Annotated in this window: 18 protein-coding genes, 1 tRNA gene and 1 pseudogene; 11 read left to right on the top strand and 9 right to left on the bottom strand. The window is 36.5% G+C overall.

The window, feature by feature from the left end:
* Positions 1-1,307 precede the first annotated feature (1,307 nt).
* The 4 genes from IX38_RS13540 (at position 1,308) to IX38_RS13525 (ending at position 4,028) form a co-directional block, all read left to right on the top strand.
* Entirely contained in the window at positions 1,308-2,003 is a 696-nt protein-coding gene (locus IX38_RS13540; RefSeq protein WP_316934145.1) for a UbiA prenyltransferase family protein, read from the top strand.
* A 3-nt stretch (positions 2,004-2,006) separates the two neighbouring features.
* Positions 2,007-3,110, top strand: coding sequence for a DNA replication/repair protein RecF (gene recF, locus IX38_RS13535; RefSeq protein WP_034705867.1), 1,104 nt, complete (start codon positions 2,007-2,009; stop codon positions 3,108-3,110).
* A 121-nt stretch (positions 3,111-3,231) separates the two neighbouring features.
* A complete protein-coding gene (locus IX38_RS13530; RefSeq protein ID WP_084680280.1) occupies positions 3,232-3,606 on the top strand; it encodes a four helix bundle protein in 375 nt (124 codons plus the stop codon).
* Positions 3,607-3,731: 125 nt separating this feature from the next.
* Complete coding sequence (locus tag IX38_RS13525; RefSeq protein WP_034705865.1) at positions 3,732-4,028, top strand: hypothetical protein; 297 nt, start codon at positions 3,732-3,734, stop codon at positions 4,026-4,028.
* A 383-nt stretch (positions 4,029-4,411) separates the two neighbouring features.
* Here the strand turns inward: IX38_RS13525 and IX38_RS13520 are convergent, their stop codons facing one another.
* Genes IX38_RS13520 through IX38_RS13510 form a run of 3 tightly spaced genes read right to left on the bottom strand, consistent with a single transcriptional unit; the run spans position 4,412 to position 8,189 of the window.
* The gene (locus tag IX38_RS13520; RefSeq protein WP_034705862.1) at positions 4,412-6,439 is read right to left on the bottom strand and encodes a recombinase; all 2,028 of its coding nucleotides are present in this window, start codon (positions 6,437-6,439) and stop codon (positions 4,412-4,414) included.
* A gap of 13 nt (positions 6,440-6,452) precedes the next feature.
* Complete coding sequence (gene mtgA, locus IX38_RS13515; RefSeq protein ID WP_034705860.1) at positions 6,453-7,097, bottom strand: monofunctional biosynthetic peptidoglycan transglycosylase; 645 nt, start codon at positions 7,095-7,097, stop codon at positions 6,453-6,455.
* 45 nt (positions 7,098-7,142) lie between these two features.
* Entirely contained in the window at positions 7,143-8,189 is a 1,047-nt protein-coding gene (locus IX38_RS13510) for an ABC transporter substrate-binding protein (protein WP_034705859.1), read from the bottom strand.
* A gap of 59 nt (positions 8,190-8,248) precedes the next feature.
* On the opposite strand from IX38_RS13510, the gene IX38_RS13505 reads away from it, so the two are divergent.
* The 3 genes from IX38_RS13505 (at position 8,249) to IX38_RS13495 (ending at position 10,784) form a co-directional block, all read left to right on the top strand.
* Positions 8,249-8,322 (top strand) — tRNA-Arg (locus IX38_RS13505).
* 197 nt (positions 8,323-8,519) lie between these two features.
* Positions 8,520-9,566, top strand: coding sequence for a helix-turn-helix domain-containing protein (locus tag IX38_RS13500; RefSeq protein ID WP_084680275.1), 1,047 nt, complete (start codon positions 8,520-8,522; stop codon positions 9,564-9,566).
* 162 nt (positions 9,567-9,728) lie between these two features.
* On the top strand, positions 9,729-10,784 hold the full coding sequence (locus IX38_RS13495) for a serine hydrolase domain-containing protein (RefSeq protein ID WP_228377962.1): 1,056 nt from the start codon (positions 9,729-9,731) through the stop codon (positions 10,782-10,784).
* Positions 10,785-11,046: 262 nt separating this feature from the next.
* Here IX38_RS13495 and IX38_RS23475 read toward each other — a convergent pair.
* A pseudogene (locus tag IX38_RS23475) lies at positions 11,047-11,215 on the bottom strand (IS982 family transposase); the annotation flags it as partial.
* 144 nt (positions 11,216-11,359) lie between these two features.
* Here IX38_RS23475 and IX38_RS22655 point away from each other — a divergent pair.
* Positions 11,360-11,605: a ferritin family protein gene (locus IX38_RS22655; RefSeq protein WP_051884736.1), complete on the top strand. Its 246-nt coding sequence runs from the start codon at positions 11,360-11,362 to the stop codon at positions 11,603-11,605.
* Between the two features lie 546 nt (positions 11,606-12,151).
* Here IX38_RS22655 and IX38_RS13480 read toward each other — a convergent pair.
* Positions 12,152-12,877 (bottom strand): hydrolase, encoded by a 726-nt coding sequence (locus tag IX38_RS13480; RefSeq protein ID WP_117585903.1) that lies wholly within the window; start codon positions 12,875-12,877, stop codon positions 12,152-12,154.
* A gap of 124 nt (positions 12,878-13,001) precedes the next feature.
* Between IX38_RS13480 and IX38_RS13475 the strand changes: the two genes are divergently transcribed.
* Positions 13,002-13,601, top strand: coding sequence for a Crp/Fnr family transcriptional regulator (locus IX38_RS13475; RefSeq protein ID WP_034706037.1), 600 nt, complete (start codon positions 13,002-13,004; stop codon positions 13,599-13,601).
* Between the two features lie 369 nt (positions 13,602-13,970).
* On the opposite strand, the gene IX38_RS13470 is transcribed toward IX38_RS13475, so the two are convergent.
* The 4 genes from IX38_RS13470 to IX38_RS13455 form a co-directional block, all read right to left on the bottom strand.
* Complete coding sequence (locus IX38_RS13470; protein ID WP_034705851.1) at positions 13,971-14,285, bottom strand: DMT family transporter; 315 nt, start codon at positions 14,283-14,285, stop codon at positions 13,971-13,973.
* A gap of 245 nt (positions 14,286-14,530) precedes the next feature.
* Positions 14,531-15,049, bottom strand: a complete 519-nt coding sequence (locus IX38_RS13465; RefSeq protein WP_034705850.1) for a DUF2911 domain-containing protein — start codon at positions 15,047-15,049, stop codon at positions 14,531-14,533.
* A 32-nt stretch (positions 15,050-15,081) separates the two neighbouring features.
* Positions 15,082-16,773, bottom strand: coding sequence for a sodium:solute symporter (locus IX38_RS13460; RefSeq protein ID WP_034705848.1), 1,692 nt, complete (start codon positions 16,771-16,773; stop codon positions 15,082-15,084).
* Between the two features lie 100 nt (positions 16,774-16,873).
* Positions 16,874-19,378, bottom strand: coding sequence for a PIG-L family deacetylase (locus tag IX38_RS13455; RefSeq protein ID WP_034705846.1), 2,505 nt, complete (start codon positions 19,376-19,378; stop codon positions 16,874-16,876).
* Between the two features lie 673 nt (positions 19,379-20,051).
* Between IX38_RS13455 and IX38_RS13445 the strand changes: the two genes are divergently transcribed.
* Together IX38_RS13445 and IX38_RS13440 are read left to right on the top strand one after the other, a co-directional pair.
* Positions 20,052-20,606, top strand: a complete 555-nt coding sequence (locus IX38_RS13445; RefSeq protein WP_084680274.1) for a LemA family protein — start codon at positions 20,052-20,054, stop codon at positions 20,604-20,606.
* A 9-nt stretch (positions 20,607-20,615) separates the two neighbouring features.
* Positions 20,616-21,074, top strand: a 459-nt coding sequence (locus IX38_RS13440; RefSeq protein ID WP_034705844.1) for a hypothetical protein, incomplete at its 3' end; no start/stop codon positions are given.

The raw sequence follows: 21,074 nt of genomic DNA, 5'->3' as shown, positions 1-21,074 counted from the left end.
GACTTCATTTCAAGGGCTGTGGTATGGTTTTTATAGTCTTTCTTAGTGGGAAGGGTGAATACATCCGTTCTGTAAAGTGTTTTATCTATTTTCCTGTAAGATTCAGTGTATTCAAGATTTTTCAGATATTGGAGCTGTTTTTTGAAATCATTGATCGTGTAGATTTTTATCGTGAACTGGTCAGCATTTTTATGCTGGGCTATAATTTGAATCGGTTTTTCCGGTTCATTGTGAACTTCGTAAAAAAGCTGTACAACAGGAGTCTTTATCTGGTTTTCCAGATAGGTGATATTGCTAAGAAACTTCGATCCGGGATATTCTCTTTTTACTTTATTGATAAGAGTATCCACCTCATCAGGTTTTGACATGAAAAGACCGCCGGCCACATTATTGACAATTAATATTTTGTAATCACCCACTACCGTAGAGTTGATCAGAGCGATCTGTTTTTCGGTAAACTGGTCATCTTTCTTTATCACGTTCCCGTAAATCAGTTTTTGATGCTGAAAATAAAGTTTAGGATTACCTTCATTACTATCAATAAGATCCTGGTATAATGCCTGAACAACAGCCTGGTTATCTTTCAGTTCATTTTTTGTAAATATATCGCTGTTGTTCAGGAACTCTATATTTTTTTTAACTTTCCAGTCGTATAGTGTAGGAAAGAAATCGAAATCGCTTTCTTTATCGAAGGCATCTTTATATTTTTCAAGACGTACTTTTTTAAGCTTTTTATCAATTTCCGAAAGCTCCTGAAACTTCTTCAGGTAGTAATTTTTAAAATCAAGTTTCGTCCATGATTCAATTTCCGTAATATCCTCTTTATCAACATCTGTCCGTTTCTGGATTTCCCATTTATTTTTTTCATAATAGTCTTCAAAAAACTCTATCTCCAGAACTTTAAATAAAAGCAGATCATTTTTTTTCAACTCTTTTTCCGTATTGCTGATTTTTGAAAAGAAAACGGATGCATAATCATTTTTAGGATCATCCTGAGTGTCTTTATAGATCGCAAATTCGGCTTTCAATGATTTTATAATTTCCGTGGTCTTCCTCTCATTAACTGCTTTTTTCTGAATATCCAGTATAATGGGAAGACTTGATTTGAAATCTCCGTTGCGATAGCCTTCTGCCACTTTCAGCCATTGCTCCTCATAGAAGTCCTGGGCTGAGGAAAATATACTGAAAAAAGTAAAAAACAACAGAACATATTTGGAGATGTTTTTCATAGGTATTATTTTTGATAAATGAATTTCTTAAAAATACTGAAAAAAACTGTCATTGACAGCCAAATTTATGTCTCTTTAATGGGAACTCTTTTTGCAGTATTTTTCATGGAGGAACAAAACACATTTCGTTTCCCTACCGTACTGTTAATTTTCATTACTTACTTCAGCGGTTATCTTTACACAAAATACCAATATACCAGGCACTTTCTGAAAATACTGGTTCTGAATGCCATAGCAGGCATTGTGTGTGCTTTTCTGATTATTCATAACCACAATGAAATAAGGCTTTTAAAATGGTTTGTCATTGTGGTGCTGGGACTGCTTTATAACAGTTTTTTTCTGGATGTCTATATCCGGAAAATTCCGTTGCTTAAGGTATTTTACGTAGGCCTTGTATGGGCTTTGGTCAACAGCTGGCTTACGCTTCCTGAATTCAGCCTTCCGATATTCCTGGTCAGCTTCTTTTTTATAACGGCTCTCGTCCTGCCTTTTGACATCAGGGATATGAAAAGTGATACGGTACAGACTTTTCCCAAAATGATCGGTGTTCAGAATACAAAATACATTGCCTATGCACTGGTCTTTGTCAGCATTCTTCTGGCTGTTTTTTATCTTAAACTGATCTATGGCACTGCATTTTTTCTCTCAGGAATCATTACATTTATCCTCATCTATTTCTCTGAAAATAAAAGAGATGACACTTATTTTTCATTCGGCATAGAAACCTGTTCTGCACTTCCTTTTTTATTTTTACTAATAATGGAGTATTTTTGACGAATGATTATCAAAAAGCTTTCCCTTTACAATTTCAAAAATCATTCGGAAAAGAAGTTCGAATTCTCTCCGCAGATCAACTGTTTTGTGGGAAACAACGGTGCCGGAAAGACCAATATCCTCGATGCACTGCACTATTTATCCGTAGGAAAAAGTTTTTTAGGGAACACGGATTTTAACAATATCAAAAGGGATGAAGATTTTTTCACCATCGATGCTGAAGTCCAGAACGAAGACAGTGAAGACATTATTAAGATCTCCCAGCCCAAAGAAGCTAAAAAGATCATTAAAAAGAATGATAAAAGCTACGACCGGCTTGCAGACCACATTGGCTACCTTCCAAGTGTGATGATCTCACCGTATGATTCCAACCTGATTTCAGATTCCGGGGAAAGCCGGAGAAGGTTTCTGGATTCTATGATTTCACAGACGGATTCGGAGTATCTGTTTGACCTGATACAGTACCAGAAAACGGTACAGCAGAGAAATGCACTGTTAAAGTATTTCGCCAAAAACAGAACCTGGGATAGAGATTCACTGGAAATCTATGATGCTCCTATCACAAAATTCGGGACCGGTATTTTCGTGAAAAGAAGGAACTTTGTTGAGAGACTGGGACCAATTGTTCAGAATTTCTACAGGATTATTTCGGGAGGAAAAGAAACGGTTTCTGTCCAGTATCAGTCTGATTTAAGTGAAGGCTTCGACTCTGCTCAGCCTGACAGAACTTTTCGGCACCTTTTAACGGAAAGTCTTGAAAGAGACCGGATGCTGACGTATACTTCAAAGGGAATTCACAAGGATGATTTGCTTTTTGAGATGGATCATGTACTGATCAAGAAAACAGGGTCGCAGGGACAGCAGAAATCTTTCCTGATCTCGTTAAAGCTGGCACAGATGAGCCTTGTTAAAGAATTAACAAAGAAGACTCCCATTCTTCTGTTGGATGATATTTTTGACAAGCTTGATGATACACGGGTTTCACAACTGATTGAGCTGGTGAACCAGGAAAGTTTCGGACAGATTTTCATTACGGATACACACAGGGAACGTACGGAAAGTGTGGTGAAGAAGATTAATGAGGAGAGTATTATTTTTGAGGTTTAAAGAGATATGCGGGTTCCGGGATTCGGGATCAGGAATGTAGAATCTAAAGTTGAGGGGTAAATTTGGATTTAGGTGATTGGTAAATTTAAATTTGTTAAATTTAGCCCAAACACAAATGATTATGAGCTATCGAAATTTAGAGATTTATAAAACTGCTTTTGAATTATTTCTGAGAACACATAAGGCTACTTTTCTCCTTCCAAAATATGAGTTATTTGAGTTAGGCAGTCAATTAAGGAGATCTTCTGATTCCGTTATCACCAATATTGTGGAAGGTTATGGAAGATCATGTTATAAAAATGAATATATCCGCTTTCTGATTTACAGTCATGCCAGTAATGATGAAACGATTAATCATTTGGAAAAAATTATGGCACTGTATCCTGATATTTCATTAGAATTCGAAACATTAAGAAATGAGTATAATGTATTAGGTGGAAAAATTAACAATTATAAGAAATGGGCCAAAGAAAACTGGAACGAAAAGAAAATATGATTGATATACGGACCGTGAAGTAGTAACCGAAATATGATCATAAAATTTTGAAATCACTTCCAAACTCATCCAGCAACTCGAAACGAAAAACCTACACTATATAACCCGGAACCCGTACCACCCCTATGAAGAAGAATAAAAAACGTGAATTTCAGTCATCGGAACTTGTAAAATCTTTTGCAAGAATCTATGGTTTTGAACATAAGCTGATTGCCTTTGAAATTAAAGATTTTCTTGAGGACTATCTCGACGAGAGCCTTTTTAATGAGATCAGAAGTGTTAATATTGAAGGCAAGTGCATCATCATCAAGATTGATTCTCCGCTGTTAAAGCATGATTTCCAAATGCGTAAAACTTTTTACCTGAAGAAGTTTCAGGATAAGTTTGGAGAAGATCAATTTAATGATTTGCGTATTGTGTAAATTCCTATTTATACTTCATTTTCCAGATTGTATAAATCATTAAAGCTTTATGAAATATTATAAAAACTTTCAGATTAAATTTATACATTTAACAGCTAAAAAAAATAAAATCACGTTACTATGAAAAAGTCTATTAAAAAACTAAGCAGAGAAAATTTAAGACAAATTATGGGTTCCGGAGCAATGATATGCTGTCAAACTATTTGTGCAACGGGTGAATGTACATATTACACTACACTTCCGGCTAAATGCCCAATAATGGAGCCCTGTATATAATAAAACAACCCTGCAGCCATTTTGATTTATGATCTCTTAAACAATCTGGCATATCTTAAAAAAATAAAAACGCTTCTTTCCCGGAGCGTTTTTTGAATATTAAGCTATCAATCCTCAGATTTATTCGTGATCGTATTGCTCATCAGATCATCCGCCCTTTTATCCAGCCCTGAACGCAGCGGGAAGAAAAATTTAAACGGATGCTTTACAAAATATCTGAAAATCTCCCTGTAAATTCCGCTTACCTGGCCAAAGTTCATTTTTCTTGATCTGAACGCCAAAAACATAGATAGACTGAAACTTACCAGGAAGTTGAAGAAGCCTATCAGAAAAACGGTGAAGAAAGATATCCAGAAGGTATAGGAATCCACTGAAAAATCTTTTCCGTAAAGTCCTAAAGCCAAGTTCCCGGCAGCAAAGGTGATGTGCCTGATATCAAGGTCCAGACCGAAAAATAAACCTACAGGAGCTGTTGCCCCCAAAAATACCCCAAACCAGAAATTGGAAACAATTCCCGGCCAATTCTTGGCATAATATTTAGACAAACTTTTCGCCGTTTTTTTACCTAAAAAGCTTCTGATAGAAAGGTTTTTTGCAATCCTTTCCGGAATCTGATAAAATACAGAGTTGTTCCCTATATTTCCTGAAATAATCCCTGAAATAAACAGGTAAAATCCTGCAATACTTGCGTGCAGTATCGCTTTCGACTTAAACGGATCAAGGTCTTTCAATAATTTATCTGATCTTTCCACAGCCAGATTCTGGGAGAAAAACACATCCAGCCCATAAATGATCGCCAGCGCAATCGGAAATGAAAGGAGTACATTCCCTACAAATGCTATGAACTGACTTCTGAAAAGCTTTGATACGAGATGGGCAAATTCGGTATTATTCCGCTTTCCGTTTCCTTCCTCCGACAGGACCTTGGTCATAGTAGCCGCCGTCATTGCAGGCTGCTTGGTGGCCAGTGTAAAGCCCATCAGATAGATCATAATGAACCCCATTGCATAGTTCATTGAGTATAAAAATGCATGTGAAAAATCACTTCCGGGAATGTATCCGTAAAGCATTTTCAGAACGCAGAGTGCCCCTACAATAATTCCCCCGCCGCTGGCTTTGTAGAACATCGTCATATATTCCTTCCGGGTAGAGGTGATGTAATGGGTGCCGGTTTCTGCGGTGTGGTTGGTAATCAGGTGCGAGATCAGACGTGTACTGTCGTTGATCAGGTCTGCGATATTATTTTTATGGGATTTATAACTGAGTATATTAAAAATCAGCTGTTTAGATTTTATGGTAATATCCTGCTCGTTATCAATCACCAAAAGCTGTACGATTTCATAGATTCTTTCGGTCTGCTGACGGATCTTAAGCAGCGACTGGTTAATTTTTCCGGAGATTCCGTATTTAGCCGAGTTTTTAAAAGCAATATTGACAAATTCCTGACAATGCTCTGTATAAATTTTGATCTGCTTGTAACGGCTGTCTTTGGAGTGAAGCTGCAGCCCTGGATCGTTTTTCAGGTCTTCTGTAAGTGCTTCCAGCTCGTTCTGAAGGGCCAGAAACGGATTGTCCAGATTTCTGTACTGAGGAGCCATTCTTACAACCTCTACTTCCATCGCCATCCCGGTAACCCTCCAGGAAAGGATGCTCATAGAGAAGATAAGTTCTTTTTTAACATTGGGCATGATGATAAAATCTGAAGCTCCGATAAGGTCTAAAAATTCATCAAATTCATTTTCAGGGAGATTTTGGAGGTATTTCAGATCAGTCTTAGGTCTTAAGCTGACATTATCAATCATGTACCACACTGTTTTTTCATGTTCTACAGGCGGCAGCACTTTGTTCAGAATTCTTTTTTTAAGCTCCGGAAAGAAAGCATTTTCCGAAAGAATATTGGCTTCGGTAAGGGAAAGGTTGAAAGGTCTTTCTTTGAAAATATGATGAATATAATTTTTAAAATTCCCGGCAAAAACAGGATTATTTCTCAGAAAATTAAGAACAGTTGTAAAATCCGCCCTTTTAACGCCTTCTAAAAACTCGGCAAAGGGCTCTAAAGAAATAGTCTCATTCTTAAAAGAAAAATATTTTTTAAGAACTGATTCAAAATTTGTGCTGGAATTAAAAAATTTCATTGGGACAAAGATACTATTTCAAACTCACATTCCTCATCTGTCTCATGATCCAATTGTGTTTCTTTCTTAAATAAGGAGATGGATTTTTAGGATCATATTTCTTGGGATTAGGCAGTACGGCAGCAATCCATGCTGCATCCGAGGCACTTAAATCCTTAGACGGTTTTCCAAAATAATACTGGGCAGCAGCCTCCACACCGAATACGCCCTGCCCCATTTCAATAGAATTGAGATATCTTTCCAGAATAATATCTTTGCTCCAGACCTTCTCAATAATGAAGGTATACATCGCTTCCAGTCCTTTTCTGAACCAGCTTCTTCCCTGCCACAGAAAGACATTTTTTGCTGTCTGCTGGGAAATGGTGCTTCCACCGCGGATCTTCTTTCCTTTCTCATTATTCTTCATCGCCTTCTCAATCGCAGTATAATCAAACCCGTTGTGGTCAAAGAATTTCTGGTCTTCAGATGCTATCACTGCTTTTTTGACATTATTTCCCATTTCGTCGTAGGAAATATAATCCCTGTGCAGCTTTCCGAATTCAAAAAGACCTCCAATCTGCGTGATGGTAATAGGCGGATTGAAAAACCGGCCCCAGATAATGAATACCACATTCAGAACAAGAACGATGAAAATAAGCTGTTTAATTTTTTTCCACATAATTTATTGTAAAAAGGAATTGCAAAAATAAACAATTCGTCTGAGTTATTGAAGCTCTTTCATGTAGGTAAGCTGATATTCCGGAAGAAGTTCGGGATGGAAGATCCTGATGTAATCTTTCAGGACAAGATCGGCCCGTACGGCACCACTTTCGAAAAAGTCATTGGCTTTCTGTTTTTCTTTTCCTGCCACTGTATAAATTTTCCCTTTATTGAATACATCCAGTTTTGCGTAGAAAGGATTTGTAACCAGCATTTCTTTTTTTGAAACATGGTTTCCTGCATTCACCCAGTACTGTACGCCTGCTGACTTGGCATAGACTTCTTCAAAACTCATGGTCAGGGATTTTTCTTCCTTATTGTCTTTCATAATGTAGGAAGCGTTGGCATCTGTAATATAATTTGCCACTGATGTTTTTCCACCCGGCAGATACCATACATCTCCGTACATTTCGTTGGCCAATACTACAGGTTTGTCTTTTGCTTTTAATGCCAGCTGCTTCAGCTGATTATAATTTTTCTCAACTTCTTCGTATTTGGCCTCTGCTTCTTTTTCTTTTCCGAGGAATTCCCCAAAGAGCTTTATATACGCTGTTTTTTCCAGCGGAAGCTGTTCCATATACTCATCCAGGAAAACCACCTGGATTCCGTTGTTTTTCAGGAGCTGGTAAGCATTGTCGAAACTTGCAATATAATTGGTAAAAACAGCATCCGGTTTCATGGAAATGATCTTTTCTACATCATATTTCTGCTCGCTTCCTACATTCTGGATTTTCCCGGACTTTAAAAGGTTTTGAATTTTATCCGAGTAAATATATTCCGGACTTGAAACTCCAACAATAAGATTTTCGGCTCCCAACTCAGAAATATATCCTGCCATACTTGCATTTAAAAGAATAATTTTCTTAAACGGAGTCTGACCGGATTTAAAATTATAGGTAAAATTTCCCGATTTGATTTCCAGGATACCATCATGTTCTTTAAACTGGGTGCGGTTTGATAGATGAGTCCAGTCTGAGGACGAATTTTTTTGTTCTCTTTTACAGGATATTAGCGCTATAACTGTAAATAAAAGTAAAATTGTCTGTTTCATCTTTCAAAGAACGGAAAAAAGTGCTATATTTGCAAACCTTAAAACAACAAGGAAACAACGGCCTCGTGGCGCAACTGAATAGCGCATCTGATTACGGCTCAGAAGGTTACAGGTTTGAATCCTGTCGAGGTCACAAATTTGCCAATGGCGCCAACTAAAGACAGTTGGCGCCATTTTTATTTAATGAAATAATTGTTTTTAAGTGATGAAAACATAATCAAAATACAATATTTGAAAAATGATTATTAACAATCCTATTTTTATTACTTAAATCCTATTAAAAAAGCAATTGCCGCTTTTATATCGCTGTTACTTGCTGTATTTTTGTTAATGGTAAAGACAGAAAGAAAACTAGAAAACAGATTGTTTGCAGCGTTCCTTATTATTAATGCAATTGATATCAGCGGACTTTTCATGCATCATTTTACTGATAGTTACAACTTGAAAACTTTCAAAATATCTGCTTACTTATTGGTAATGCCTCTTTTTTATCTTTACGTTAATGCCGTTTGTTATTCTGATTTTACCTTAAAAAGAAAGCATTTACTGCATCTTGTTCCTTTCATTGTTGCCAATTTAATTTTGGTTCCAAGACTTTATCTTGCAGAAGGTGCTACAAAAGAAGATTTTTTTAAAGGTATCTGGCACTCCCCTGAAATGTTTTTTTATCAACTCATCGGAGAACTGCAGTATTTCTTTTATATCGTTGGCGTATTTCTTATCCTTAAAAAATACAGGAAAATTTATCTGGAAAACTATACGAATCCAAACACCTTGTTGTACAAATGGCTGTATCAGCTTACAGTGATTTTCTTAGTCATTCATTTATGTATTATTTTTAAAAACATAGTAAGATACACAGAACATAGAGATCTATTTATCTGGTTGAATATTGTTGCGGGAACGGTGTTTTTATTGGCTGCCTGCTGGTTTATATTAAAGGCATTAAATTATCCTGAGCTTTTTCGCAGAATTGATTCTACCTTACAGCCAACAAAAGATTTTACTGAAACTCTTGAAGCTGAAAATAAGACCGACGAAACAAAAAGTTTTCAGATCGCACAGCTTAAAAATTTCATGGTTGAAAAAGAACCTTTTTTAGACCCCTCCTTAACCATTCAGCAATTGGCGCATCAGGTGAAAATTCCCGTTCGTGAGTTGTCTGTTTTAATTAACCATCACCTCAATCAGCATTTTTTTGATTTTGTGAATGAATACCGCGTTAAAAAAGCAATGACCATTCTGAAAGATCCCACAAAAAAAGAGGTAACAGTTTTAGAAATCTTATATGAAGTAGGTTTCAATTCAAAATCTTCTTTTCATACTTCATTTAAAAAATACACCAATCAAACGCCAACAGCATTTAGAAACAGTTGATAATTAATCAATTGTAAAAATCCGAACTTTGATTTGTAAATAATCGGACTCATTTTATTCATTAAAATGAGTCCGACTTTTTTTACGCGGACTTTTTTCAAAATTCTCTACAGCATATTTGCATCAGATTATGAATGTTAATTTAAAACTTAGAAACTATAAATGATGACAATAAAATATGTAACCTTTATTTTATTTTTTGCCTTACTTGGGTGTAAAAGTGCTCATTCAATCAATAAACAAAATGTTGAAAATGCGATTACAAAAAATGCTCTTCAGTTATTAGAGGACAAAAGATTTCATTCTGTTTCCGTTGCAGTGTTTAAAGATGGAGAAGCCACCATAAAACATTTTGGAGAATTAACCATCGGAAAAGGAAACAAACCCAACGATTCTACACTTTATGAATTAGCTTCTGTAACTAAAACTTTTACAGGTTATGTAGCCGCTAAAGCCGTACTTGATAAAAAAATAAATTTAGATGATGATATTAGAATCTATCTTGACGAACCTTATACCAATTTAGAATTCAAAGGTGAACCTATAAAAATCAAACACCTCATCACCCATACCAGTGGATTTCCTAATTTGCCTATAAAAAGCGAAAATAAAAAGGCTTTTTTTGAAGGATTAAAACTCATCAAAATTGAAACGAAACCTGGAGAAATATATTTCTATTCAAACACAGCTCCAGAGTTGACAGCTTATATACTTGAAAAAGTGTATCAAAAACCTTTTGACGAATTGGTCATTGAATTTGTTTTGAAACCAAATAAAATGCACCAAACCAAGTTTACACTCAATGAAAATGATAGAACAAGATTGGTAAAAGGTTATAACGATAAAAACGAGTTAATGCCTAATTTCAACAGAACTTTATGGGGCGGAATTTCAGGATTGCACTCTACGACTACTGATTTAGTGAAATATATGAAATTGCAACTAGACAACTTGAATCCTATTGTAAACGAATCTCATAAAAAATTATATAAAGAAGGTGCTGATTTTTGGGAAGGCTATCATTGGTACATCATAGAAAATGATAATCAATTAATTTATAGACATCACGGAGGTATATACGGAATGCAGAATTGGTTTGTGATTTATCCTAAACAAAATATAGGGATATCCATATTGACAAATACCAGCTTTAATGAAACAGGAGAAATTTTAGAAAAAGTAGTTGATAACTTGTATGACGACATCAATATAAACTAAAAAAACAGCATATAACAGCAGTTTCGATGTAAAGACAATCGGAGTAAACTAAAGTCCAACTATGTCAACTTTGATTGTTTCAAACGCTTAAAATAACATTACAAAAAGTTTAGCCTACAATAAAATTGTGTGTTCTGAATTTTTTAATGAATTCAATTTAAAAGTAAAATTTTCAATTTCTCCTTTATACTTTAATTTAATTCTTCTAAATCCTCTTCATCTAATTTATCCTCCAGATACATAACACCATAGAAGATATTTGTTGTGATGCACAATATCCCTTATCTGGAGAGCTGTAAGCTGCCCCCTTTACAAATTTTAGACCGATGGCTTCGGGAGATTTTGCAGATTTCCAAGGGCATATTGTCAATAATAAAGCAATCTTCAAACTCTAAAAAACATTTAGCTAATCTTAATCGTATCTCGTTGATTTTAAAAGACAATCTCCTTTTCGCCGAAATGTATCCTGATATAAAAGATGAATATGACCGGATGATCTCTCAATCAAAAGTTATGAAAAATGAACTGATCAATCTAATTACTGAAAAGAACGGAACTCCTGACGATTCCACTTCGTGGCAGGAGCCCACAGAACATGGATTGATATTAAAAATTCATTTACTATAGGAAATATTGAAGAATCTACGCTGGGAAATGTGGTATTTGGGGAAAGAGCAGCGATAGAAGCTTATCAAAAGGCCTTTGACAGCGGAGATCTTTGCGAAAAAAGTGAAAAAATTGTTTCGGAACAATTGCACAGCCTGAAAGAATCTTATCATCAGTTTAAAAAAATTGAAGAATATAAAAAGAAGGAAAATTAAATTTTAAAATTGAAAAATTAAAGAGGCTGTCTCAAAAGGTAAAATACTACTCTTAGAATCTCCTAAATAGCAAAAATTGTCAGACAGGAGTCCGAGAGAGGAGATACTTTTGAGACAGTCTCTTTAGTTTGGATAATATGAATGATATTTTGTCAGTTACGGAGCCATCGTGTCGTAATGTGCTACATTTCCTTCTAAATAAAGTCATTATTTCAAACCCTTCGTGCGGATGCAATCCAAACTCACATTGGTCAATTGCTCGTGCGTGACTCCAGTAAAATAGACTGGAATAAGGTTTGACATTATCTTTTGTTCCACTAGCTGCTGGTTTGTTTGCAATAAAATTACCATTGAATATGGTTCTGTTAAACTGGTCTTCTTTCTTTAATAATTGTATCATATTTATGTCTTTTTAATATAAAATTGGTATTGGACTTAAGCCGTATTATAATTACAATAGAGGTTAAAAAAAGGTTGCTTTTTGAGGAACAACCTTTTCTTATTGGCTTGGTATTTAATGCATCATTAGAATACAGGGCCACTTATTTATTTTTCTGATTTTGCAACTTCCTGGGCTTTATTGTATTGTTCGATAACAGCTTGGAAATTAGGTACCATTTCTGCCAGTATTTTGGCAAAATCTCCGGCCTCTTTTCTTCTCCAGTCTTTCATCAATTCAGGAAGCACCGCACCGGCAGTTACCGGAATAGCGCCTGCCTGGGTCAGGCGTAGCATAGCCAGATTATGTGCTTCAGGCGTGATATCTCCGCTGGCATCAGCAACTGCATATACAGTATAGCCTTCTCCAAGGGCAGACAAGGCAGGATACACCACACATACGCTGGTCCACATACCGGAAATAATAAGGGTCTTCTTACCGGTAGCTTTAACCGCATTAACAAATTCTTTGCTATCCCAGGCATTAATTTCTCCCTGGCGGATAACATACTTTGCACTTGGGGCATTGTCTTTTACCTCAGGCAGTGTAGGGCCGTTTGGTCCTGTCGGAACGGATGCAGTATAAATCGCAGGAATATGCAACAATTGGGATGCTTTTGCAAGAGCGGTAAGATTTCTTCTTAAATCACCAACCGGCATACTGTGAACGGTCTGCACCAAACCACTCTGATGGTCGACAAATAAGAAAACAGCATCATCCGGATTGATCAGTGTAGTTTTTTTCTGCTGTGCGTTTGCTGCTGTAAAATTCAGGCCTAAAACGAACATAATCGATAGTGCCTTTAGAACTGATGAATTCATTAATTTTTTCATAAATTAGTTATTTAAAATTCTAGTTATTTAATAAGTCAAAATTAGAACTTCGCAGGCCTAAGCGAAATAATGTACCTTATTAAATTGACTTAACCTAGATTAAGAAATGACCAAAATGAATCAGATGACAGGTCCAAAATATGACACTTCCTCACTCGAAAACCATATCAAATCCTATGTGAGTTTGAGCGATGATGAAATCTTGACACTAAATTCCCTGGTTGAGTACAAGCAAATTAAAAAAAATCAATATCTTATTCATGAAGGTGGAGTTGCAGCCATGAGTTCCTTTATATTGAGCGGGTGCCTTAGGACATATATAACAGACAACCGAGGGATAGAGCACATTCTTGGATTTTCAACGCCTGGCTGGTGGACAGGAAGTTTGCAGAACTTCTACAATGACAAACCAAGCGAGCTGAACATCCAGGCCATATTTGATACCGAAATTTTATTTTTCACCAAGGAAACTAAAGAAAAGTTGTTGTTGTCAGGTGCAGTCTTCGAAAGGTACTTCCGGATTTTGGCTGAACGTTCAATAATAGATTTTCAGGCACGCACGCTGGAAATTCTCAGCCTCAGTGCAGAAGAACGATATTGGAAATTCTCTAACAAATATCCCGACCTGATGCGTAAATTGCCACAAAAATACATCGCCGGTTATATAGGTGTCACTCCTGAATTCTTAAGCAAGATGAAAAGCAATGGCTTACGAAAGCAGTAAACTTGCAATCCTAGATAAAAAGAGTTGCAACATCAGATTCCGTCTTTTTTATATTATTAGATGGAGTGCGATGATGTTAGCATCATACTCTGCCATAACAACTGCTAGCTATTTCAGAAATCAGCTTAGATTATTTGAACACTTATAAATGTAAATTTTGGATGCCAGGTTCTTTTAATACAAATGTGGAAGTTTTACAAGCTGGAATTAAATCGCTTATAAATAATTTTTCGGAAATGGAGCTTTTACTCAATCAGACACTTAATCTGGAACATTGCAATACGTCCAATTTTATGAATAACTTGGGTTTAAGATGACATTAAATTTTTAAAGCTATAAATTGATTTTCAAAAAACACATTAGAACGTTCTAATATGAAGCTGATTTCGAAAAAACGTTAATAACAATAACGCCAACAATAATAAGCCCAATTCCAATGATTGCAGGAAGGTCTAAATTTTGTTTGTAAAGAAAATATCCGACTATAGAAATCACAACAATACCTACTGCAGACCAAATGGCATACGCTATACCAATCGGAATGGTTCGAATGGCGAGTGTAAGCATATAAAAGGATGTGGTCATTGCCACAACGAAAACAAAAGTTTGCAAAGGCTTGGTAAAACCTTCTGACGCTTTTAGAAAAGAAGTTCCTAAACTTTCAAAAATAATGGCACATACCAAAAAAAGTAGTTTTTCATTTTAATTTTTTATTATTCTATCCATTATGTAACAGAGAAGCTTTATCTCTGCTGATGATCACTTGCAACTATTTTTGAGACAAAATTTATATACTCTTAAAGTTAAAAAGTATAAGAATTGTGTCCTAACAAAGTTAGCAACTCCACACATTTGCTAACAATGAAAACTGTAATTTTAAACAAAAAAAATCCCGGATGAACGGGATTTTAATTTCTGAATATTCAAATTTATTTGATCTCTACAGGAACTGAGATTTTATCCCAATCCATTGTGAATCCGTTACTGTTCACTTTATAAACTAAAGTTTCCTGTGTTGCCTGTAAAGGTTTTGTTTTAACATCAACACGTAAAGCATCCTTAGATTCTTCGTATTTATAAGCGCCCCATTGTTTTGGCTCCTTGTTAAAAATCGCAGTCCATGTTCCGGACTCTTTAGGGATTAAGAAAAAGCTGTATTTACCTGCAGGCAGCGGTTTACCCTGAACGGTAATGTTTTTATCTGTTTCGAAAGTAGTTGCTTCATTGGCACCTGCACGCCAAACTTTATCATAAGCTTCTAAACCACCCCAGATGGTACGTCCTTTTACAGAAGGACTGCTATAGGCTATGGTAATGGTTGCATCTTTAATTTTTCCTGTAGCAGTAGCCGGAGGGCTGGCAGGTTTTTTAGTGTCCTGTGCAAATGCATTCATGGAGATTGTCATTGTCGCAACAAGGACGACAGCAGATTTAATGATAGTTTTCATAATATTTTTGTTTGTATGTTTACTTTGTTAGTTTACGAATTTACTGCTTTCTGCTTATAAAACAATAACCCGATTGCAGAAAATATAATGACTGCTGCTGCCCCAATTACGTTGAGCCAAAGAAAAGAAACGATATCGAAATTGTAAATGGCAATCACCATAATTTCTGATAAAATTGCCGAAACAAATACATTTGAACCGGTAATTTTTTTATAGTAAAAAGCGACAAGAAAAATTCCCAATATGGGACCGTAGAAAAGAGAACCTAATACATTGACCGCTTCGATTAGGGAACCCATCTGGGTTGCAAACATCGCTACGCCGATTGAGAAAATACCCCAGGCTAAAGTGTGTAAGCGACTATACTTCAATTCGGTTGCGTCATCAGGAATTTCCTTTTTAAATATCAAATGAACATCCTTTAATGAGCAGGCGGCAAGGGAATTCAGCGCTGCGGAAATTGAACCCCAGCTGGCCAGAAAAATGACGGCAAACAGTAAACCGATCATCCCTACAGGCAAGGTGTTTTTTACGAAATACAGGAAAATATAATTGGTATCCGTTTTCTCTGCATTGTATTTTGAATTATTGATGGCTTCCTCTACCCTGCCGTGAAGTGCTTTCACCTGAGTTTGTGTATTTTTAAAATCCTGAATTGTTTTGTTAAGTTGAGGAGATTGAGTTTCTTTCAATTGTAGAATTTCTTTCGATTCTGCGTTAAATTTTATTTGCAGATTCTGATGCTCTTTTTCAAATACCGCAGCCTGTTCAGGTTGTGTTTCCTTTAAATGTTGATAAGAACGTTCGTTAAAATAAATCGGAGCCGGTTTTAGAGAAAAGAAAGCAAAAAGCAAAGCACCGATCAGGAGAATAGCAAACTGCATCGGAATTTTAACCAATCCGTTCAACAGCAAGCCCATTTTTGCATTGGTATTGTCTTTCGCTGTAATATACCTTCCTACCTGGCTCTGGTCAGTCCCGAAGTAAGAAAGTGCCAGAAAAAAACCGCCAATGAGCCCGCTCCAGATATTATATTTATCTTTCCAATCGAATTCTGTCGTGATGACATTGAGCTTTCCGGATTTTCCGGCCAGATAAAGCGCATCCTTAAAACCAATTCCATTCGGCATATTCTGGATAAGCAGATAACCTGCAAAAGCCATTGTTCCTAGAATAATAAGAAACTGTAGTTTTTGGGTGTGAGCGATCGCTTTTGCACCACCAACATAAGTATAAATCATCAGAATTCCACCTGTTAAAACATTGGTTAAGTAAATATTCCAGTTTAAAACGCTTGACAAGATGATACTCGGAGCGTAAATGCTGATTCCTGTTGATAAGCCTCTGGAAAAAAGAAAAAGCATTGAAGTGAGCACCCTTGTTTTTTTATCAAAACGGTTTTCCAAATATTCGTAGGCTGTATAAACATTTAAGCGTTGAAAAATCGGGATGAAAGTGATACAGATAACAATCATCGCCAAAGGCAAACCAAAGTAATACTGAACGAAACGCATACCGTCTGTATAAGCCTGGCCCGGTGCTGAAAGAAATGTAATAGCACTTGCCTGCGTAGCCATAATACCTATAAGCACAATATACCAGGGCATTTTATTATCTGCTTTCAGATATGATTCGTTGCTTTTTTGGCCACGACCGATGAATACGCCATAAACAACCACTGCAACCAGTGTAAAAATAAGAACTGTCCAATCTATATTGCTCATGCCCAGAATTTAGTAAACAAATAATAAAATGCGATCTGTACGACCAATGCAATCGCCAATAATATGTACCAGGTATTCCAGTTTTTAAATTGATTGTTCATCAGTTTTTCTGTGCAGATAAAAAGTTTAAAAATAAACGTGCCGCGCCAACATTTCCTGCAGGCAACTGTCTGAAAAATGACAACGGAGTATAAATGAAATTACCCTTCCCGTATTTGGCATATAAAGTTGATCCCTGCAGAGGCTCTTCACCTGTATCGTGCATTTCAAAAAGCGGTTCGTACGCTGCGTCCCATTGATCAGGGAAATAGGCACCCCGCTCCTGAACCCAATCTTTAAAATCATCCGTAGTAATTTTGTTCGGAAAATTCAGTAGTTTATGATTTGGATTTAAAAACGTAACCTCAGCATTTTCTTCGGTAACGCGTTTATTGGCAATGCTGAAATTGTACATCCCCAATTGGTTAACAGTTGTATCCTGATTGGTGTTATACTGCATCACCAAATTACCACCAGCTTTTACATAAGACCATAAAAAAGGCATCCAGCGACCCAACTTTTTCTCAGTGTTATTTGCACGAATACCAAATACGATGGCATCATATTGCAACAGCTTGTTTTGGCTACCGCTTCCGCCGGATTCATCTAAGTTGCCATAAAAATCTTCGTCTTTCAAGACATCTACCTGAATACCTGCAATGCGTAAAAATTCAGGAATAAAATCGCCCGCTCCTTGTATATATCCCACTTTTTTAACCTTCGCCTGAATATCGCCCTTCATTACAATTACACTTGCAGGCGCAAAATATTGTAAGGACGGTAAATGTGGGTACTGAATTAATACCTTATTTTTATTGTAAGTTACTCCATCTGCAACATAATTTGCATCCAATTGCAAACGACTCGAATTGATTGAGGCAAGCTTAGTTTTTGGAATAACGTAATCTATGGTAAAATCTTTCCCTGTGATCGAATTTACATCAGTACTGCCTAATTGTTCTCCGTTATACATCAGGTTTATTTTACTATTAGTGAATTTTTTGCCGGAATTAACCTTAACATTTAAACTCAAATGTAAATCTTCATTTTCTTTGACCAAATAAAGCGGTTGTGTAAATTTCAATTCCAATGCAGGAACAATGCGCAAAGCTTCGACCACATCACCATGTACCGGATCTAATTTCTTGAAAGATAAAGGAAGTTTAACCTGAAACTTTTCCGAACCGATTTTTAAACTAAGCAAAACATTCAGTGGTGATTCTGCCTCAGGCAAACCGATTAAAGTATCATTCGGAACAGAGAAAGTTGCCGAATTCGTGGGAGATTTTGCCAACCAGTAAGGTTCTGTAAGCGCTGCATCAGCAGGAATCTGAATGTCATGCTGAATGGTAATTAAAGAATCATTTGATAGTTTTCTGTTGAAGCTTTCTGATTGAGTTAACCATTTAACATTCTCTAAAACGACAGGATTTTCAGCTCTTGAAATCAGATTTAACCTGAAATTGTAATTGTCCCCGGCAACAGCTTCAGCCTGATTGGTCACTATCTCACCCATAAACCCGGCACAGCTTAAAATAATATTATCGAGTGCTGTAATTTTATCCTTTTTTAGGTCTGAATCTTTTAATGCCATCACATTTTTTCTCAAAACAAGCAAAGCCGGCAAACTGAGATCAGGTTGATTAAAATTAAAAGAGGAAATAATTTTATCTAAAGATTGGTCGATATCAGGATTTCCTTCTTTTGTCCAGGTTTTAGCTACTCCATCAAAAAGTGTTGATTTTGCAGGCTCGCCAAGAACGTGGCTAAAATATTCAGTTCTGATCCCGGCTACAGACTGTGTTCCCGCACCCTGGCTTTTATGTAAACTTCTGCTTAATCCTGCCAGTTCACCATAACCCATTCCCAACTGCGCATCATATTGCCCAACGGTAACTTTCAGTTGATTTTCAGCTGTCGTATTGACCGCACCAAATCGGAAAGTATTCCACAATACACGTTTTGGCTGCCATACATTGACATATTTTAGTTGATCTGGAAAAGCATTTTTATCGCCTGCCAGCTTAAAAGCTTTTTCTGCAACCACAGCCGAAGCCGCATGTTGTCCGTGTCCTGCCGCAGCAGTAGGAGGAAAACGACAAATGATAATATCAGGACGGAATTTACGGATGACCCAAACTACATCAGCTGTAATGCTGTCTGCATCCCATTGTTTAAAGGTATCGGTCGTATTTTTAGAGAACCCGAAATCAATCGCACGGGTAAAAAACTGCTGGGCGCCGTCTAATTTTCTTGCCTCTAAAAGCTCATGCGTCCTGATTAAACCCAATGCAGCACCTTGTTCTGTGCCTAATAAATTCTGACCACCATCGCCTCTGGTTAAAGACAAATAGCCCGTTTCTACATTTTGGTCGTTGATTAACCAAGAGAGCAATCCTGTATTTTCATCATCAGGATGAGCCGCAAGGTATAGAACTTTAGGCAGTTGTTTAAGGGTTTTGAGTTCGCGGTAAATTTCAGATGATTTGGAGGGCCGGACCTGCTGGGCCGAACAAAAAACCGTATAAAAGCCAAGAATAAATACAGTGCTTACTTTTTTGAACATTTAAATTTGCTTTACGAGGCAAATATAAGTAAATCGTTTTTTCTTTCAACCTTAAAAGAAAAAGCACTTAGCAACTCCAAACATTCTATTATATTCTTCGTAAAATCTTTGTGTGAAGGTAAAAGACAATCAAAGCAAACTAAAGATCAACTAGGTCAGCTTCGATTGTTTTTAATGCTTAAAATGTCTAGTCCTGAAATAACGATACAAAAAAAGAATAGCTAAAGCAGATAGTTTCACAAAAGGCACGAAACCGTAACTGAAATTAATAACCAAGAAAAAATGTTTTTACCATTTGTATGTTTAGCAGTTAGACATATTACATAAGTGTTCAGTGCAACAGATTTGAATATTGGACAAATATTTCTTGAATAAAGATCATTTAAAAAAAATGGTTGGAAATTTGAAACAACAAGATTAAGATTGAATAACAAATTTTGGATTTTTTGCAAAGTTGGGCCGATGGAATTCTATTGACAGGAACGGCATCTCCCGAAGTTTCGGGAATCAAATTGGATAGCGGGTTGGAATGGTGAAAAGAAGTTGAAACTAATTGCCTCTAAATAATAGCTCAATGTCAGAATCCTGATAAAATCTTATAGGTTGAAAGAATTTTCCAACATTTTTCCCTTTCCTTTTGGTATTTTTTTTAACTTGTAAAAAAAAATAAATAATGATTACAGTCGGAATTATCGTTGCTATTTTGGCTATTACTATTATTTGGGCGATCTCGGTTTACAACGGATTGGTAAGTAAAAAGGTCAACGTGCAGGAAGGGTGGAGCTCGATAGACGTGTTTCTGAAAAAGAGGAATGACCTGATTCCCAATCTTGTAGAAACAGTAAAAGGTTATGCATCACACGAATCGTCGGTTTTGCAAAATGTAGTAGAAGCCAGAAATCTTTCCGGCAAAGCGCAGTCTGCAAAAGAACTGGGCGCAGCGGAATCTACTATGCAAAATGCAATGATAAACCTATTTGCGGTGGCAGAAAACTATCCGGACCTGAAAGCCAACAGTAATTTCATCTCTCTCCAGGAGGATTTGAACGCCCTTGAAGATGATATCGAGATGGCGAGAAGATACTACAACGGCACGGTAAAGGAGAATAATGTTGCTATTGATGTCTTCCCTTCCAACGTAATCGCCAACGCTTTTAAATTTGAGAAAGCGGAATTTTTTGAAATTCAAAATGCGAGTGAGCGCGAGGTAACGAAAGTTAATTTCTAACTTCGAAGAATGAAATCCTACTACGCCAGTTTTGATGCTTTCCCCACCAGCAAAGGTGCGTCTACACACATCAGCCATAGTTTGCAGGCTCTATCCGAAATTGCGGATAAAGTAGATGTGTACTGTCTGAAAGGTAATTCTGCCCTAGATCCCAAGCTTGCGGAAAATGTAGAAATCTATCCTTTTTTCTATGAAGACGAATCTCAAAATTATCTGGAAAGAGCCCAGCTTTTTTCTGAAAAAGTCTACAATTGTACGGCACTTTCCAATCAAAAAGGAATTGGACAGTTTCGTGATATCTGGAGCGGATTGGGAATGATCAATCAAGCTCATCTCAAAACGATTTTTGAAGTCAATGCGTTGACATCCATAGAATTGCCGGTAAGATTCCCACTCTTAACATCCTCTCTTATTACTGAAATCCAGAATATTGAATTGACTTGCCTTGAAGCTTGCGATCATATCGTA

Source organism: Chryseobacterium luteum (assembly GCF_000737785.1).
Taxonomy (GTDB): domain Bacteria; phylum Bacteroidota; class Bacteroidia; order Flavobacteriales; family Weeksellaceae; genus Chryseobacterium; species Chryseobacterium luteum.
The sequence above is the reverse complement of the archived record's forward strand: the minus strand, read 5'-3'. Positions and strand labels throughout refer to the sequence as shown.

Coding starts and splice junctions, on each gene's coding strand:
- IX38_RS13540 (WP_316934145.1), top strand. CDS start 1,308: ATGGGAACTCTTTTTGCAGTATTTTTCATGGAGGAACAAAACACATTT.
- recF (WP_034705867.1), top strand. CDS start 2,007: ATGATTATCAAAAAGCTTTCCCTTTACAATTTCAAAAATCATTCGGAA.
- IX38_RS13530 (WP_084680280.1), top strand. CDS start 3,232: ATGAGCTATCGAAATTTAGAGATTTATAAAACTGCTTTTGAATTATTT.
- IX38_RS13525 (WP_034705865.1), top strand. CDS start 3,732: ATGAAGAAGAATAAAAAACGTGAATTTCAGTCATCGGAACTTGTAAAA.
- IX38_RS13520 (WP_034705862.1), bottom strand. CDS start 6,439: ATGAAATTTTTTAATTCCAGCACAAATTTTGAATCAGTTCTTAAAAAA.
- mtgA (WP_034705860.1), bottom strand. CDS start 7,097: ATGTGGAAAAAAATTAAACAGCTTATTTTCATCGTTCTTGTTCTGAAT.
- IX38_RS13510 (WP_034705859.1), bottom strand. CDS start 8,189: ATGAAACAGACAATTTTACTTTTATTTACAGTTATAGCGCTAATATCC.
- IX38_RS13500 (WP_084680275.1), top strand. CDS start 8,520: ATGGTAAAGACAGAAAGAAAACTAGAAAACAGATTGTTTGCAGCGTTC.
- IX38_RS13495 (WP_228377962.1), top strand. CDS start 9,729: ATGATGACAATAAAATATGTAACCTTTATTTTATTTTTTGCCTTACTT.
- IX38_RS13480 (WP_117585903.1), bottom strand. CDS start 12,877: ATGAAAAAATTAATGAATTCATCAGTTCTAAAGGCACTATCGATTATG.
- IX38_RS13475 (WP_034706037.1), top strand. CDS start 13,002: ATGACAGGTCCAAAATATGACACTTCCTCACTCGAAAACCATATCAAA.
- IX38_RS13465 (WP_034705850.1), bottom strand. CDS start 15,049: ATGAAAACTATCATTAAATCTGCTGTCGTCCTTGTTGCGACAATGACA.
- IX38_RS13460 (WP_034705848.1), bottom strand. CDS start 16,773: ATGAGCAATATAGATTGGACAGTTCTTATTTTTACACTGGTTGCAGTG.
- IX38_RS13455 (WP_034705846.1), bottom strand. CDS start 19,378: ATGTTCAAAAAAGTAAGCACTGTATTTATTCTTGGCTTTTATACGGTT.
- IX38_RS13445 (WP_084680274.1), top strand. CDS start 20,052: ATGATTACAGTCGGAATTATCGTTGCTATTTTGGCTATTACTATTATT.